Annotated in this window: 16 protein-coding genes; 4 read left to right on the top strand and 12 right to left on the bottom strand. The window is 44.0% G+C overall.

Features of this window, described 5'->3' with window-relative positions; translation table 11 throughout:
- The first annotated feature begins 178 nt into the window (after positions 1-178).
- Positions 179-1,168, top strand: a complete 990-nt coding sequence (locus MP3633_RS05800; protein ID WP_176334835.1) for a 2-hydroxyacid dehydrogenase — start codon at positions 179-181, stop codon at positions 1,166-1,168.
- A gap of 173 nt (positions 1,169-1,341) precedes the next feature.
- On the top strand, positions 1,342-2,196 hold the full coding sequence (locus MP3633_RS05795) for an inositol monophosphatase family protein (RefSeq protein WP_176334834.1): 855 nt from the start codon (positions 1,342-1,344) through the stop codon (positions 2,194-2,196).
- Between the two features lie 40 nt (positions 2,197-2,236).
- On the opposite strand, the gene MP3633_RS05790 is transcribed toward MP3633_RS05795, so the two are convergent.
- The 11 genes from MP3633_RS05790 to MP3633_RS05745 form a co-directional block, all read right to left on the bottom strand.
- Entirely contained in the window at positions 2,237-2,881 is a 645-nt protein-coding gene (locus MP3633_RS05790; protein WP_176334833.1) for an ATPase, read from the bottom strand.
- Positions 2,869-3,117 (bottom strand): hypothetical protein, encoded by a 249-nt coding sequence (locus MP3633_RS05785; RefSeq protein ID WP_176334832.1) that lies wholly within the window; start codon positions 3,115-3,117, stop codon positions 2,869-2,871. The genes MP3633_RS05790 and MP3633_RS05785 overlap by 13 nt, the downstream gene beginning before the upstream one ends.
- A 233-nt stretch (positions 3,118-3,350) precedes the next feature.
- Positions 3,351-3,596 carry a ParE family toxin-like protein gene (locus MP3633_RS19095; RefSeq protein WP_425324756.1) on the bottom strand — a complete coding sequence of 82 codons (246 nt, stop codon included), beginning with the start codon at positions 3,594-3,596 and terminating at the stop codon, positions 3,351-3,353.
- Positions 3,597-3,609: 13 nt separating this feature from the next.
- On the bottom strand, positions 3,610-4,578 hold the full coding sequence (locus MP3633_RS05780; RefSeq protein WP_176334831.1) for a viperin family antiviral radical SAM protein: 969 nt from the start codon (positions 4,576-4,578) through the stop codon (positions 3,610-3,612).
- 90 nt (positions 4,579-4,668) lie between these two features.
- Positions 4,669-5,337 (bottom strand): hypothetical protein, encoded by a 669-nt coding sequence (locus MP3633_RS05775; protein ID WP_176334830.1) that lies wholly within the window; start codon positions 5,335-5,337, stop codon positions 4,669-4,671.
- Positions 5,327-5,704 carry a hypothetical protein gene (locus tag MP3633_RS05770; protein ID WP_176334829.1) on the bottom strand — a complete coding sequence of 126 codons (378 nt, stop codon included), beginning with the start codon at positions 5,702-5,704 and terminating at the stop codon, positions 5,327-5,329. Before MP3633_RS05770 ends, MP3633_RS05775 begins: the two co-directional genes overlap by 11 nt.
- A gap of 15 nt (positions 5,705-5,719) precedes the next feature.
- A complete protein-coding gene (locus MP3633_RS05765; protein WP_176334828.1) occupies positions 5,720-6,370 on the bottom strand; it encodes a hypothetical protein in 651 nt (216 codons plus the stop codon).
- A 57-nt stretch (positions 6,371-6,427) separates the two neighbouring features.
- Positions 6,428-7,849 (bottom strand): restriction endonuclease subunit S, encoded by a 1,422-nt coding sequence (locus MP3633_RS05760; RefSeq protein WP_176334827.1) that lies wholly within the window; start codon positions 7,847-7,849, stop codon positions 6,428-6,430.
- Positions 7,846-9,480, bottom strand: coding sequence for an N-6 DNA methylase (locus MP3633_RS05755; RefSeq protein WP_176334826.1), 1,635 nt, complete (start codon positions 9,478-9,480; stop codon positions 7,846-7,848). The genes MP3633_RS05760 and MP3633_RS05755 overlap by 4 nt, the downstream gene beginning before the upstream one ends.
- Before the next feature lie 115 nt (positions 9,481-9,595).
- A complete protein-coding gene (gene hsdR, locus MP3633_RS05750) occupies positions 9,596-13,144 on the bottom strand; it encodes a type I restriction-modification system endonuclease (protein WP_217909056.1) in 3,549 nt (1,182 codons plus the stop codon).
- Between the two features lie 106 nt (positions 13,145-13,250).
- Positions 13,251-14,150 (bottom strand): LysR family transcriptional regulator, encoded by a 900-nt coding sequence (locus MP3633_RS05745; RefSeq protein ID WP_176334825.1) that lies wholly within the window; start codon positions 14,148-14,150, stop codon positions 13,251-13,253.
- A 123-nt stretch (positions 14,151-14,273) separates the two neighbouring features.
- On the opposite strand from MP3633_RS05745, the gene MP3633_RS05740 reads away from it, so the two are divergent.
- Both MP3633_RS05740 and MP3633_RS05735 read left to right on the top strand, forming a co-directional pair.
- Entirely contained in the window at positions 14,274-15,140 is an 867-nt protein-coding gene (locus MP3633_RS05740; protein WP_176334824.1) for an MBL fold metallo-hydrolase, read from the top strand.
- Positions 15,134-15,754: a DsbA family protein gene (locus MP3633_RS05735; RefSeq protein WP_176334823.1), complete on the top strand. Its 621-nt coding sequence runs from the start codon at positions 15,134-15,136 to the stop codon at positions 15,752-15,754. The genes MP3633_RS05740 and MP3633_RS05735 overlap by 7 nt, the downstream gene beginning before the upstream one ends.
- A 75-nt stretch (positions 15,755-15,829) precedes the next feature.
- Here MP3633_RS05735 and MP3633_RS05730 read toward each other — a convergent pair whose 3' ends face one another.
- Positions 15,830-16,876 (bottom strand): lipid A deacylase LpxR family protein, encoded by a 1,047-nt coding sequence (locus MP3633_RS05730; protein ID WP_176334822.1) that lies wholly within the window; start codon positions 16,874-16,876, stop codon positions 15,830-15,832.
- Between the last annotated feature and the right edge of the window lie 65 nt (positions 16,877-16,941).

Genomic DNA, 16,941 nt, shown 5'->3' with positions numbered 1-16,941 from the left:
ACATAAAACGCTGTTGTAACAATAATTTCCACCAATCTGGTCATTTTCTTTATTTCACTGATTCATATCAACGCTATGGATCGCAAATCGAGGCTACTAACCAAAAATCATGCGTTCTGAATTTTTATGCGTTATAACTAGACTCTCTTTTTTTGACAAAACGACAGGATTACATTTCATGAAAATTGCCGTTTTCTCCTGCAAACCCTACGATAAAAGAACCCTCGCCTCTTACGCTGATAATACCGCCTTATCCATGACGTACTTCGAAAGTCGCTTGAGCATGGAAACGATCAGCTTAGTAAAAGATTTTGATGCCGTTTCTTGTTTCGTCAACGACGATGTCAATGCAGAGGTGATTCACCTTTTAAAACAGCAAGGTGTCCATACCATCGCCCTTCGTTGCGCAGGGTTTAATAATGTTGACTTAGACGCTGCAAAAGCAGAAGGCATAAAAGTATTTCACGTACCAGACTACAGCCCAACATCCGTTGCAGAACACGCAGTCGCGCTGATTATGACGCTGAACCGAAAAACACACCGTGCTTATCACAGAGTGAAAGAAGGCAACTTTGCCTTAGAGGGACTACTCGGGTTCAACTTGGAAGGTAAAACGGTGGGTTGTATTGGGACTGGGCGCATTGGCGCGGCGTTTTGTCGAATCATGAAAGGCTTCGGCTGCCATGTTTTATGTTACGACTTATATCCATCACAAGCACTGATCGAGCAAGGCTGCCAATACATACCACTAGAAGAGCTCTATCAAAAGAGCGACATCATTAGCTTGCATTGCCCTTTAAACACCTCGACTCATCACCTAATCAATAAAGACAGCCTGAACAAAATGAAAGACGGCGTGATGATCATCAACACCAGTCGTGGCGCACTTGTCCATGCGCAAGAAGCCATAGACTCACTTTACAATGGGAAAATTGGCTATTTAGGGTTGGATGTCTACGAACAAGAAAACAAGATTTTCTTTGAAGACATGTCCTCGCATATTATCCAAGACAGCGTCTTTCAGCTCATGCTCACCTTCCCCAATGTCGTCGTAACCGGTCACCAAGGCTATTTCACCATCGAAGCACTGAACCATATCGCGGCAACAACAGTTGATAACTTATTGCACCATCAACATGAAGACAGCGGCTCAAGACAACTAGCGTAATATCCTTCATACCGTGTTCTGTGAACAACTCGGTGTCTTGTTTAAACCATAAAATAAGACACCGAAGTAACAATCTTCTTTCATCAAAAAATGATTTAGCGCCGCCGTCAACACATAGTCACATTCATCAAGTATAATGTGCTCCCCTTTATAATAAAGCGAAGGAGCAGCGCATGAACCTCGACAAACTATCTCAAGATCGGCTTATCGACATTGTCCGCCGAGCAGGACAAGAGATTGTCATGCCAAGTTTTCGACAACTAAACGCTGCCGATGTCGAAATAAAAAGCAGCTTAACCGACCTTGTAACCGTTGCAGACAAAGCTAGCGAAGCCTTTATCACCGCTGAAATTCAGCAGGCTTTTCCAGACTGGGAAATTGTTGGAGAAGAAGCTGTCGCAGAAGACCCATCGACCACGGACAAAATTGCCACTGCAGACACTTGCGTCATCATCGACCCCATCGACGGTACTTGGAACTACGCTCATGGATTATCAGATTTCGGCATCATACTTGCCGTTGTCGTGAAAGGCGTGACACGCTTTGGTTTGTTGTATGACCCTGTAAACGACGACTGGATTTACGCCAATTTAGGCGAAGGCGCATTTTTCCAACGCACCGCCATGAATGAAAAAAGCAACAATCAAGTTCCTAACCAAACGCCGTTAGCCTTGCAGATCACTGCAGAACCAGAGTTAGACAAACTGACTGGCATCATGTCGGTTAACGCCTATACAGGTCAGAAAAAACAAGATTTCGCACTAAAAGCCTCACGCTTTGTACGCATCAACAACCTACCGTCTTGCCCTGCTTACCGACAAATCGCCCAAGGCCACTTCAACTTTAGCCTGACCTACAAAATGCTCCCTTGGGATCACGCTGCAGGTGTACTGGTTCACACCGAAGCAGGTGGGGTTTGTCGAACCTTAGAAGGTAAAGAGTATTCTCCTGCCATGCTCGATGGCGAAATGCTCGCGGCTCAATCAGAACAACAATGGCAAGAATTGGCAGAGTATTTTAGGAAGTAGAAAAGAATTTAAGTAATGAATGAAATGTGATGTACTTAATTTAACGAATTAAGCGGACTTTTTCTTTTGGCCACTTTTTGACAACATGTTCAAGAAGCCAATAAGGCTGTGTTTCATCGAACGCTTTCGCCTTAATATCTAGATAGCCATCCTGCGTAACTTCTGCGATAAATGTCATTTCAGTTGACGAATTATCAAACAAAAATCCTCGACGACAGATGGTTAACATTTCATAAAGATTTTCTAAACTGCGCAGGTAACGAGAAGTGATTTTTTCCTCTGGAACCGTATGACCACCTTCCTTTACTCGCTGTTCTACACGCGCCTTGTTCAACTCAACCTCAGAAGTACAAACATAATATAAGTATGGCTTATAGCCCACTTTCTTAGCACCTTCCACAAACTGAATATGACTCTCGTGACTCATCACTGATTCATAAGTGAACGACAAACCATCTTTCACCCAGTCATCTCGAAGCCCTACCGAAATGGATTGAGCAAGTTTTGCGGCTAAAAAAGTATCGTCTGATAAAGTATGATCAATTGAAGAAAAGGAAATGTGTTTAGCAATATCATCAGGGTTAAGATATTGGCCGAGTGGAACAGAATACTCTTCCCTGAGTAACTTAGTTAACGTTGTCTTACCAGAACCATTAGGACCAGCAATTAACCTTAGGCTTGCCAAACCAGATCCTCAGCATTTAGACGAGGACGATCAGAAAGTAATTTAACTTCTGTAATAGAATGGTCTGGATTACGCATTATCAATTTGCCGTCTTTTACATAAGCAGCAGATACATGCGATTTTTCAGCCTGCTGAACCGCACGACGAGAAGCCTCTGCAGCCAGTTTTTGCAACGTTGCCAGATCGTGTAAAGGTTCTTTTCTGGACTTCCGAGAAATCATCCTGACTTTACTCATACAAAACTCCTTCTATATCAGAGTGAGACACACCTTTTCATATTAGCACTAAGAACCTAAAGTTTCACCCCGAAAGCTTTATGGCAGCCTGTAAAAGAACATACTTTACAGGCTGCCCAAACAGTTAATCCAATACTAAGGCGGTAGACACAAACCAAACTCACCAATCAAGTCTTGTTAGAACAGATTCGAGAATCTGGGGTGGTTATTTACTCCTCCTAACTTTCTACCTTTTACCTAAAACGCTTATCGTAGTCAGAATGATTCATACAAATATAAGGTCCTGTGGAAACTCTTGAAAGCATAACAACAAGTCGATAACACTTATTCAACTTACAACTTATCCAATCTTTCTTGTTCGATAATTTTTTCCACCTTCTAGATCGTTTACCTAACTTAAGTAAATCTGAGATTTCTTGACGTGCCTTTTTTCGCAACGAAAAAGGGATTGATTCAAGTCCATTGATAATCTGCTTCATCATAAATCCCTCCTCAAACCATAACCGAAGGAATAAGCTCGTAACGCTGCTTAAACCCAGATATGTTAAAAGGAACCTGACTAAGTGCTTGCTCGACACCCGCAGTCAAAATCGAATCACTGACGATATAACCGCTGCCCGCATCGGAATTTTGGTAAAAACGCCCTTCGGGATTGATCATCAGATAGGTGTGTGTCATGGCTTCATTGTCTTCTTCAACAATGATGCTAGATAGCGCAGAATGTCGCTGAACATAACCTTGATATTGAGCCTTAGTAATCGTCAGCTGATGATCATGCACAGGTAAAACGCGTAACAGTTTCCATTTATTTGGCTGAATTTCGTTTATTAAATCCAGCAGACTGTCATCACAGTTCACAGCATTCACCACTGTGTTCAGCTTTAAAACCCCAGCTGGATTCAACGAACGATAACGGGCGCACATCTGCATCAGTTGTTCAGCAGCAATCCAACGTTGCTTGCGATCAACACGACCAATGCTCTGAGCTAAAGCATGATCCGCCGTATCGTAACTAATCCCTAATACATCCAACGAGGGAGCCAGTTCATCCAAAATGTCGTTAGTAAGATAATGCCCATTGGTAATCAAAGACGTGCGAAAACCTAACTGATTCGCAAACTTCACGGCATCCAAAAAGCGCTGACCGAGCAACATAGGCTCGCCGCCAGCAAAATTAAGGCGCACGTTCTGATAACTCATTTCGGCTTGTAGTGGATTAGGTTGTAAAAAATAATCAGCGAGATTTTGGAGAAGGGATTCCACTTGGCCTGACAAACGGTGAAGCTCGTTTTTCGCTTCTAAGTTATCCCAAGTGGCGTAACAGTAGCTGCACTGATAGTTACAGCTTTCTGTCATATGGAAATTGATAACCAGATCGGTCTTTACAGTTTGTGCATTTAGATCGTGTGCACTTGAAACTAGTGCGTTTGAATTAGCAGTATTCAAAATAGATGTTTTCATGTTGAACCTCCGTTTGTTGTCAACGGAAACCAGATTCAACTTGTGCACTGCACAACAAAGCTATTTTCTAACTATTTTTTACAAGAGGCCTTAAAGGCCACGCATAAAATCCAAAAGATCATCCACCTCTTCGGCTTCATGAATTTTCTTATCTATCTCAGCCTTCAGCTCGGCAACACCGGAAGCATTCGCATCCAATTGATCAATCAAGGCTTTCGCCTCCAGCCATTCACCATCTAAGTATTTCATTAGAATACTATCCATAGGATCAAGTACCGCAGCTTGAGCCAACAATACACGAAGCAACGAGCCATTACTGCCAAGCGTCGCCTGAGGCAAGGTTTTAAACGGATTCGGTAAACGGTTCGCCCTAAGGTCAAAACCCCCCTCAAGACAAGTCACAAAAGCTGTTGCCTTGCTACTTGAAAGAGCAATCCCCGCCAGCGAATGCTGACGAGTAAACATGGCTTTTACGATACCGGCGCATTGCTGGCGCTTAGCTGCCTCACAAAAAATCGCTTTTACTTCTTTTGAATTGGTAAAAATAGAGCTCAACAACATAGCATTAAATAAGGTATCAAGTTCACTTTCTGGAATAACGTTTTTATTGTTATGAGTAATCAAATCTGCTTTAAAATTCAAAACACCATTGCGCAAAAAAGAATTCGCCTTGGTTCGTAACGAGGGAACATTGGCTAAAATGTTCGAACCAAATAGTAAACTTAGCGCCTCGGAAATACCGTAATACCTAGAGTCCACAATAAGCCTCTTCTAAAATGTCAGAAGTATCCGTTCGTTTTAACTGAGACTCAGTCAGATTGGTACGAGCAATCACCTGAGCCATTTCTAAAACATTATTTTTTGAATAACGACAATAACCAGCATTTTCTCGGTATTGCACAATAACACCAAGACAATAACCTGTACGAATACCTTCTGCCAAAGACGTACGCTGAGACGCTAGAAACTTCGCTTCGCCATGCGCATCATAAATATCAACTACTTCTTGGCAAGCACTAACTAAAAAATCAGCGCCTTTGCTTAAAGGAATGTCATTACGGGAAAAAGCATTACTACTTAACACTAAAGACAACAAAACGAATACAACACGATTATTTAAAGTCATTTTAAAATCCTTTTCTTATTTGTTATCTGTCTTATCTGAATTGAAAGAGCTTGAATGAGAAGAGTCTGCTTCGTAAATATTTGAATCCACAGAACCTTTTTCAGAGTAAGTAAAATCATTTGGTTGCTCTGTTTCAGACACAACCTCTTCTTTCTTACCTCTGATTTTTTGCAACCACCCCAATTTTGGCAAAGGAGCAAAAGCGTACAGAACTAAAAGAAGAAAAGTTGCGTTGGAGAAATACTGTAAGTCGGAGTTCTCATCAAAAACAGAAGAGCCAATTTCACCACGATCAATCGTCACATACATAATCACAAGTAAATAAATAGTGGCTGAGAACAATACAGATACAGCAGACACAAACCCATAGGATTTTAAGCACAACCAAAGCGTCACACCTTCAGCTTTACTGCGCCTAAAAAAACGCACTGTTACAAAAGTAAAAACAAGAATAACCAATGCTTCCAAATTGTCTAATTCATTAAAGCTAAAACTGAATACATCGTAACTCGATTCATCATAAAAAGGTGTGGTCAGAATATCCAACACACTCGATATACATAAAATAAATGAAAACACATATAACAGAGTTTTCATTAAAGCAAAGGCGAGGTATCCAAAAAACAGATCGATAGAAGTAAATATTTTTTTAATCATCAATGACATAGTTTTTCCTTTTTATTACTGAGTTAGTTTTCTAATGAGGTAATTTTAAATTGATATTTACTTAACATTTTTAGTCCCAACCTTCTTCGCGGTTTTTTTGGCAGAGAGCGCAAGCGCTTCGGCCTCTTTGCGGGCGGTGGCGATGCGTTTAAGCAGTTCGTCGGCGGGTTCGTCGGTTGGATATTGTGGTACGAGTTCGCCGCGGAAGGCTTTGGCTAAGATGGATTGGGTCAATTTGTCGACGCGCTGTTGGGCTTTTTGCACTTGTGCTTCTATGGTGTCGGCAAAGGCAAAGTATTGATCCACAAGGCGGACGATTTCATCCCTTTCCTTATATATCGGCTTTGAAAATTTAACATCTTTGATATTCTGTAAATTAAGCCCGGGTTTACCACCACCATACGCAAGATCAGTAAGCTGTTTTCTTCCTGCATTGAGAGCCTTTAAAACTAACTCTATAAAAGAAGAATCCTCAGTATTTTTCAGACGGATCAATGCTACATGCTGGCTAATATATGCATCATCAAGTTCTATTTTCAAACGAGCACATTTTGTTACATTAGCGCCAGTTATTGTGATTAATAAGTCTTCTTTCTGAACTTTTGTTCTTTGACCTTCAACTTTGGCTGGTAGTTTCACAAAAGCAGCGTCATCAATTTCCAGTTCATCTGTATTGATATCTTGAGAACGAATAAAAAGAGACCCAGTGTCGGAATAATATTGAGCCCAACCTCTCGATCCACTTGTCACATATTCAGACTCTTCATCTATTGAACTTTGCAACCATGAGGATGGAGTTTTGTAACCACAAGTATCGATATATTCTTCATCTTTCCCTCTCCACTCTTCAGTCAATTTCCCACTCACTGCTGCGGCGAGGACGGATTGGCGGAAGCGTTTGAGGATAGCGGGGATGCCGTCGAGGCGGGCTTTGATGGTGTCCACCTGCGCTAAGACTTGATCGAGTTTTTCGACGATGCGCTTTTGTTCAGCTAGTGGAGCGAGGGGGATTAGAATTTTCTTTAATTCTTTAACCGCTGCTAAATTTTGTATGGCTCCACCTACAGAAGAGTTCAGTACTTGATTTTGTAGGATGGGAGAGCGAAAAAGTTTTAAGAAATATTCGGAGTCAATACAGCTTTCTACCAATCTTATTCTCAAGAGAGCCTGATTTATTAGCCCTTTTGGAGCGCCCTCGGGAACCTTCGTTATTTTGCCCATGGTTCCCGAACAGCTGATTAGAAAATCGCCATTATCTACTTTGAAACTTTGGAGTTCTTTATACTTCTCATCGTCGACGAAATATCTAAAGTTTATACAATCATTATTTATTGGAGCATATTGTTCATAGATGGCAAAACCACTTTCAACAAAGCATGATTTTTTCAAATTACCACCAAATGGTCCTCTTCTAAAACCGTCTTTAGTAGTAACCTGATCCCACTCAACTTCAACCCACCCTTTCGGCAATTCGCTCACGCTTGGCCTCCAAATAGCTCGCCTTGGCCTGTCTTATTGCCTTGCTCTTTGCTCTGTTCAACGGTTTTTTCTTGCAGACCAAAAGAGGCTTCTAGCAGTTTTTTTTGCGCTTCGGCTTCGTCGTCCGCGCCGAGGGCTTGCATCAGTTGATAGAGTTCGCTCATGGCTTCGGTCAGTTCCGCCATGGCTTCACCAGCGAGAATATCTGGCTCGGGGAGGTTTTCAGAGTTGCTGGCTTCTAGGTCTTTGAGCCATGTTATGTCTAGGCTGTCGCCTTTTTGCTCGCGAATGTGGTCGCGGCTGAATTTGCGCCAGCGGGCGGTGTCGTCGCCTTCGTCGGTAGAAAGCCCGTCGATTTCGCCCAGCTGTTGGTAGATCCCTTCCGTGCGTGGGGATTGGCCGTTGGCGTCTTCGCCATAGGCCGCGATAAAGCCATCAAAATGGGCGTTGGTTAACATGCGGCGTTTGCCAAAGGTTTGCATATTGGTGCGCATGTCGTAGACCCAGGTTTCTTGGGTGCAATCCACGTCTTGATGTGGGTTGCCTGGCGCGCCTTTTTGGAAAAACAGCACGTTGGTTTTCACGCCTGCGGCGTAGAAGATACCCGTGGGCAAACGCAAAATCGTATGTAAGTTGCACTTGTTCATTAGGTCGCGGCGAATATCTGTGCCCTTGCCGCCTTCGAATAACACGTTATCGGGAATCACCACGGCGGCGCGGCCACCGGGTTCCAGCGTTTCGACAATGTGTTGCATAAAACACAATTGCTTGTTGCTGGTTGAGTACACAAAAGTACGAGTAATGTTGGTGCTGGAAGCACTGCCAAACGGCGGATTAGATAAGACCAAATTGGCTTTTTGTAATTGTTCGCCATCGGCGCTTAGCGTATTGCCAAGGTGTATCGCGCCGTGTTCGTCGTCGCCTTCTATGTCATGCAATAGGCAGTTCATCAAGGCCAAACGGCGAGTTTCTGGTACTAGCTCCACGCCAATAAAAGCACGCTTGCTTTGGTATTCGGCATCGTCGTCGCTTAGATAGTTTAAGTCGTTGGTGTGGGCTTTGATGTATTTATCGGCTTCGATCAAGAAACCTGCGGTGCCGGCGGCTGGATCTTGGATGATCTCGCGCGGTTGCGGTTTCATCAGTTCAACAATGGCGCTAATCAAGGGACGCGGCGTGAAATATTGCCCAGCGCCCGACTTGGTTTCGTTAGCGTTTTTCTGTAATAAGCCTTCGTACATGTCGCCAAAGTCATCACGGCCTTTGCCTGTGCCGTCTGTGTCATACCAGTCCAGCTTGTCCATGTTGTTGATCAGTTCGGTCAATTGCGCTGGCTGAGTAATGGTGGTCGAGGCATTCAAAAAGATGGCTTGCACGATGGGATGATGCGCGCCATCCAGTTTGTTCAATAGGTCTTTGTAAAAGCTATGTTGCTCTAAGCCGATTTTACTTTTCAGGTCTTGCCAACGAAATCCTTCTGGCAGTAATTCGGTTTCTTGCCCTGTTTGCTCGCACATTTTAAGGAACAATAAAGACGCCAATTCATTGACGTAGTTTTGGTAGGACACGCCACCGTCGCGTAGGTTGTCACACAGCTTCCAGAGTTTGGCGACCAGTTCGTTGTTGTTCATAAAATGTCTCTTACCGATAGGAAAACCTGCCTAAGCAGGTTTTATAGGGTGTATTCGATTTGTATGCCATTGGGTCTATTCAATTAGCCCCATAAATGCGCCGTATGATACCGACCTAGGCGAGCTCATCCCAGATATACTCGCTAAACTTATGCAGTATGTCGTCTAGCTCGCCGTTTAGGGCTTCTTCTAGCATGCGTTTGCCGCCTTCGCGTTTGTAATTGCCGATTTTGTAAACATCGTCGTCCAATACGACCTTGTCTTTTATCGAGCTGGCGAGGCGATCCAGCCATTTGATTTGCACTGGGTTCCAGTCATTCTCGTTCTTGATCTTCTCTAGGGCGTGATCGACACGTACACCAAACGGCAAGAGCGCGTTACCGATGGCGGCGCGACGAATGTGACCCACTAATTTGGCAGCAATGTCTTGAGTCGTTTTGCGTTTCCACGCAGCTTGCAAGGCGGATTCGTCAAAGTAGTTCGCATCAAACCATTCTTGCAGTTCTACCAAGCCTTTGCGGGTTAAATCCCGTGGCCGATTCACCACGGCGTCTAACGCTGGCAGCTTGTTAACATTGCTGGCGACCATGTGGTCGAAGGCGTCTAGGAAATCGTCGGCATTATTGTGCTGACCATACAAAATGTCTGTGCCGATCACTTCATCTGGCACATCGGAAAAAATAGGACGATCACGCAAGGCGTTTAGGCTGCGCTTTAGGTTTTCAATTTGTTCGACAAAATTGGGCAGTTGCGCAAAATACTGAGCGGATATTTTCGGGCCGTCGGTTAAGGCCGTTTTGGCAAAGCCAGAAAAATCGCATCGGGCGACATTTTTCAGGCGTTCGTCTAGGCGACTGACTTGCTGATCGATATCGCGATCACGGTTGCGTTGGTAATCGGCTTGGGTAATCACTCGTTGTAATTTGGATACCAGCTGTTCATGACTGTTTTGAGCAAAAGATTTACCGTTGGACTCTGTAAGGTCGTAGGTATTGTCGTCGCTGATTTCGGTGACGAGCGTTTGCAAGGTCACATCGGGCCGCACTACCACGGCTTTCATGGTGTCGTAGGGTTCTAGGCTGCTGTACAGATCGACGGCGTCGAAAATGCGAAAGTTGCTCTTGCCGACTTCTGGGCAAAGTCGCGTGGCGCGGCCTTTCATTTGTTCATAAAGGATGCGACTACGGACTTTGCGCAAGAACACCAAATTACAAATACTGCGTACGTCTATGCCTGTGGTCAGTAGGTCAACTGTCACCACGATATTGGGACGATTGTCTTTATCAAACTTGGTGATCAGTTCCTGTACCTTGTCGGCATTTTTGTCAGCATTGCCGGTGATTTTCAAAATGGCATCGTACTGAAGCGAGCCAAGTTTGGCGATAAAGGCGGTTCTGAGTGCTTCTACCACCATGTCGGCGTGGTCGTTGTTGACACAAAAAATTAGGGTTTTCTGCTGACTGGTTGGGTCTAGGTATTTGGTCAGTTCTTCACAGATCACTTGGTTAAACGCTGGCAAAATGATCTGGCGGTTGAAATGATCGACGTCGAAGTTTTGCTCGTCTTCTAATGTATCTAACTTTAATTCGCCAGAAACCTCTAAACGTTTCACCTGCTCCCCTTCGGCGATCACCACGCCTTGGGTATTGAGTTTAGTGTTTATCTTGATCGGTGGATCATAGTCATTGAGGTAGCCGTCTATCACCGCGGTGCGGTAGGAATAATTGTAAATCGGGCGGCCAAATATTTCTGTGGTATGCAAGGCTGGCGTCGCTGTTAATGCCAGTTTGAAAGCATCAAATTGGTCGATCACACGACGATAAGACGAAATAAATTCTTGCTGGTCACGAAAGGCTTCTTCGCCTTCGGTTTGTTCTTTGTCGAGAATATAACCGCGGTGCGCTTCGTCTATGATGATGGCGTCGTACAATCCCACTGGGATGATTTCGTCACTTTGCAATACGCGTTTAACAAGAGATTGTACGGTCGCAACGTGGATTTTGGTGCTGTCTTCAGGGAAGCGATCCGTCATGCCTTTTATGTTAAAAATGCTGGTAAAGGTTTGACCTTGTATGCGCATTTCGTCAAAGGAATCGAGTGCTTGTTTGCCCAATGAACGACGATCTACTAAGAACAACACGCGCTTGAAGCGCTGGGATTGGATCATGCGATACATGATGGCGATGGCGGTGCGGGTTTTCCCTGTCCCCGTTGCCATGGCAAGTAAGGCGCTGCGCTGGCCGCTTAGCACAGCATGTTCAACAGCACGCACGGCGTCTTCTTGATAGTAACGCAAGCCTAGTTCGCTCATGTCTGGATGCGTAGCAAACCAGTTGTTCAATTGGCCAATGTTTTGATCCAGCTTGCTAAGCAGCTCCGCTGGCGTGAACCATTGAGGCAAGGCGTCAGGCTGGTTGCTGTCGAGTCGTGTGTCTCGATACCAAATACCGCTTTTGCTTTTTACGGCGGCGCTGTAACCACGGCCATTGGCAGAAAAGCAAAAAGGAATGTTAAAACCGTTCGCATGGTATTGGTTGGTTTTTAGCTCGCTGACTTGCGCCATCATCGCATCATCGTTGGCGGCGCGTTGGGCTAATTCTTTTCGATACGCCAGTAAGTCAAAGGTTTTGCTGTAGCGAAACGCTTCGTTGAGTTTGCTGGCTACGTCGATGTTGTAACGTTTAGCTTCCACCACACCAACTGGGGTTAATCCTGCAAACAAAACATAATCGGCAAAGCCTTTACCTGTGTCAGAAAGCTCCGCTCCATCGGTTCCCGTTGGCCATTCGGCAATCGCCATATTGCGACCAATTTCGGGGCGAGTGCCATTGCTGTATTTGAGGTTTTGAGTATCGGCATCCCAACCAGCGAGGCGCAGCTGTTCGTCTATTAAATAACGCGTCTCTGCTTCATCTAAGTTGAGCTTGTTTTGGCTCACTTGAGTCTTGGCTTGGTTGTGGAAAGCGTTACGGTCTTGCTCGGTTAAGCTGGCTAATTCATCTTCTTTGGCTTTTAGCTGAGCTTCTAAGGCGGCAATGCGTGCTTCACTTTGCGCAAGGGTTTCCGTTTGCTGGCTTTGGAAAACAGAGAGTCTACCTTGCAGCTCAATTAGCTTGGCTTGCTGTGCTTCGATTTCCGCTTGGCTCTTGTGTTCGTTTTGCAGAGCCGCTTTTTCAGCTTGTTCAAGGGCTTGCTTTAACAAGGTCATTTCTTGCTGAAAAGCCTGTTGAGTTGCTTGCTGATCTTGCTTACTGGGTAATTGAAATAATGGCGAGGGGAAATCTTTGTCTTGGCTAATCAGTCGGTAATACCAAACCGCCAAGCGAAACGCCAAACGCAGGCACATTTCTGCGTCGTTTAAGTCGTTATGGTATTTATGAACTGCTTGGTTGCCAATGCCGCGAAGCTTATGAAACACATCAAGAATGGTGTCATCTATTTTCGTTTTGCGTTGGATTTCTTCAAGCAGTTTAAACTGGGTTTCTTGCGGTTCGATATTAAGTAGTTTTCCAAGATGATTCGCCACGTATTCCCCAAAAATACGCAATTTTACTAATGTGGTATTTGGGTCATCGGGATAGTTTTTCTCGGCCGCTTGGGCAATGGAGAAAAGGAAATCGTTGTGGCCTTTTAGAAAAGCAAAGTTAGATTGAGTTATTGTCATTGCGTTCTAAAGTCCCTTCTTCGCTAAATGTCCGCATCTTGGATTGTCAGTTTACCCTGACAATCCAAGATGCGGAATCCCTACTGGCTTATTATCCACTCGATTCTTACCAAGGATTATCTTTGAAGTAAATTTCTAGGTGATCAATTAAAGCGCGCACGGTCGGTGGTAGGTGCTTTCTAGAAGAGTACAACGCGTAAATGCTAAGGTCTTTGGGTTTCCAATCTGGTAATACGTGACACAAACGGCCCTCTTTTATATAACGATTAACAAGATACGTCGGTTGTAGGGAAATTCCTCCGTCATTTAACGCTGCATGTAGCAACGCCGTTGCTTCGTTCGCGGTTAAACGACAGTCGACTGGAATGGATTCAAATTGATCACCTTGAGACAGGTGCCATATGTGTCGTTCAAAGTTTTTGTAGCCTAAACACTGGTGATTCACTAGGTCTTTTGGATGCTGAATTCCCCCTATTGTTTCGCGAACTTTTTCGAGGTAAGCCGTAGAAGCAACCAGTGCAGACTCACACACGGCAATAGGTTTGCCTATTAAAGAAGGATCCGGATTCGAGGCAATTCGTATCGCAAGGTCGATGCTTTTTTCGGTAAGGTCTGCCGCACTGTCTTCTAGGTCAATATCGATGCGTACTTTCGGGTAAAAACGCATAAAATCCTGAATTGCCGGCATCAGCTGTGAAAAACCAAATGACATGCTCGAGGTGATTCGCACCAAGCCTGACAGCTCCTCGCTGGTATTCACCAAAGATATAAAATTATCGGCTTGCTCCAACCAAAGCTCGACATCTTTTAAGCAGGCTTCACCAGCACTAGTCAGTGATATTTTTCGTGTTGTGCGATGCAACAAACGAATCTTTAACCAGTCTTCCATTGCTTCTATATATCGCGTCACCATTGGTCGTGACATATTCAAACGATCTGCGGTACGAGAAAAACTGCGCGATTGGGCAACATCGATAAAAACTTTAGCGGCTATCACTCTGTCCATAATTTCACACACTCACTTGCACGATATAAGAAACAATCATGCTCATTTTTATGTATTTTTCTGAGCACGTCAATTCTCTATGATGGCCACATAAATTAAACATTAGCTCTTTGGAGAGAAATAATGAAAAAATTGATTACATTGGCGGCTTCTGCACTTATCGCTCATTCTGCTTTTGCGGCAGACACTAAGCCGTTAACACTAGATGTATATAATGCCGCTCCTGGCAGCTTTGGTGTTACCTCTACTTTGGTTTATGGCGAAACAGAAGCCATGGTTGTTGATGCTGGTTTTACTAAAGCCGACGCATTGCGTATTGCCGCTAAAGTCTTGGATTCAAACAAAGAGTTAAAAACCATTTTCATTAGCCAAGCAGACCCTGACTATTACTTTGGTGCCGAAACGCTGCATGATATTTTCCCGAAAGCAGAGATCATCACCACACCAGCAGTCAAAAAGGTTATTGAAGAGAAAATGGCAGGAAAATTGGCATTTTGGGGACCAAAAATGGCAGGCAATGCACCTGTAAACCCTATCGTTCCTACGGCTTATACTAAGTCAACCTTGACTGTTGACGGGCACACCATAGATATTCGTGGTACAAAAGGGGTGTTAGCACACCGCCCTTACCTATGGATTCCATCAAAAAAAGCGATTTTAGGCAACGTCGCGGTGTTCGGAAACATGCATTTATGGATGGCGGATGCACAAACAGATGTGTCTCAGGCAGCATGGAAAGCACAGTTAAAAGAAATGCTCGCGCTTAAACCAACGACGGTCGTTCCTGGTCATATGATAGAAGACACAGAAATGAATGCTGATGCGATTCGTTTCTCACTTAACTACATCACGGACTTTCAACAAGCAAAGCAAGAAACCGCTAACAGTAATGAAATGATTCGTTTTATGTCGAAAAAATACCCTGAAACCCAAGGCATGCTAAACCTAAACATTGCGGCTAAGGTCCATCAAGGTGAAATGACATGGTAAACGTTCATTATTTCTTCGACCCTATGTGTGGTTGGTGTTACGGCGCGTCATCGTTAATCGAAGTTTTAGCAAACATGTCTGAGTTTGAAATCATTTACCACCCAGGCGGGATGATCCCGAAACGTGCGATTGATCCGTCTTTTAGACAGCATATTTTGCAAGCCGACGAGCAAATTGCCAGCATGACAAAAGCCCACTTTGGTGACGCTTATAAAGCAAGAGTAGCGAGCAAGGATGAGTTTGTAGTGGATTCTTACACGACAACGCGTGCGTTTCTTGTTGGTCAAGAAATGGGCGTGGCAGCGCATAAAATGCTAGAAATAATTCAAAAAAGCCATTACCAAGAAGGTCAACATTTGGATCAATTAGACACAGTAGAGAAACTTGCTGTGTCTATGGGATTAGATGCCATTACGTGGAACGAGAAAATAGCCGGTTCCGAAGCCAAAATGATGGGGCAAATACAAGAAAGCCATGAGTTAATGAGTCAAATGAAAGTGAGTGGCTACCCGACGTTAATCATCGAAAAAGATGGCGTCTTGAAGACTGTCTCTCATAGCCCTTATTACGGCAAACCCAATGAATGGAAAGCCTATTTAACTTCGTTGATTTGATCGAAAAGCACCTTAAAAAAGCCTTTTACTTTTCCAAGTAAAAGGCTTTCTTATGCTCTGATGAAAACAAAAATTCTATATTTGCCAAGCAAACGTTAAGGTGCCATAACGGGTCAATTTATCCAATTCACGGTCATTCGTATCACCGTTAAGGGTAAACGGAGCATTAATCGCAAATGCTAAAGCACCACTGCCCCATGAATAACTCAAACCTGACGTAAACATATTTTGATTGTGATCATAATCAACAGACTGACTGTCGCGGAAGGTATTACCATTCGTAAATATTTGATTGAAGATGTAATTATATTTAACGCCAGTATAAACAAACCAGCCCCTGTTCACGGCAAGAGGATTGGACGATCTCGATGCTGACAATAAAACAGTCGGATAAGAGTCATCCAGATTATGGCCATAACGCAACATTACACCCGTACTCACACCGCTTCTGAGCGTTCCAACGCTCGCATCCACACCGGATAAAAAATCCATTTTACCGCTATCAGAAACCCAAGTACGCCAGCTACGACCTCGCGAAAACTCAAACACAACCTCATTTTCTAATTGAGTATCCCACCCCATCGGTTTCTGAGCTCCAATGATTTTATGGATTGTTTTTTGTGTTTGCTCGCCCATAGCAAGCGGCCCAACCACGCCCAAGGTTGTCGACACTCGATCTGCATGATCAGCGTTTGCCGTAATATAAGTGTTGGTAAAGCTTAACAAGCCAGAATAAGGCAGCGAGCCCTCTTCAGGATTCACTTCTGCAATGTCGTAAGACGTTGTCAATGCTTGGCCAGCGCTGTAAACATTCACCACATTATCAATACCCTGCTTAGGCATGCTCCACATGAGCGGAGCTACCCAAAAATCGGGTTGTTTAACGGCCGTTACGTTTTCGTGAATATCGTAAAATGAAACATAAACACCATTAGTGTAGCCATTATCTTCGTTCACAAAGAAGTCGTTATCTAGCGTTGCGGACATCCAATTAATGTCTGCGTAGACAGGCATTCCAAACAATAAAGAAAAGCCTAAAAAATAGCGCTGTATTGCGAGTACACTTCTTTTTACAACCATGCCTTTTTTTCGGTTATCGCTTACCTTTTGTACCCTCGCCATTTTTTACCTATGTTCATTTGTCGTTAATTTGAATGAAAAACTTGTCACTCATTATAAAGAGAACT

It is taken from the genome of Marinomonas primoryensis (assembly GCF_013372285.1).
GTDB lineage: Bacteria > Pseudomonadota > Gammaproteobacteria > Pseudomonadales > Marinomonadaceae > Marinomonas > Marinomonas primoryensis.
This window is presented reverse-complemented; position numbering and strand designations above follow the sequence as displayed.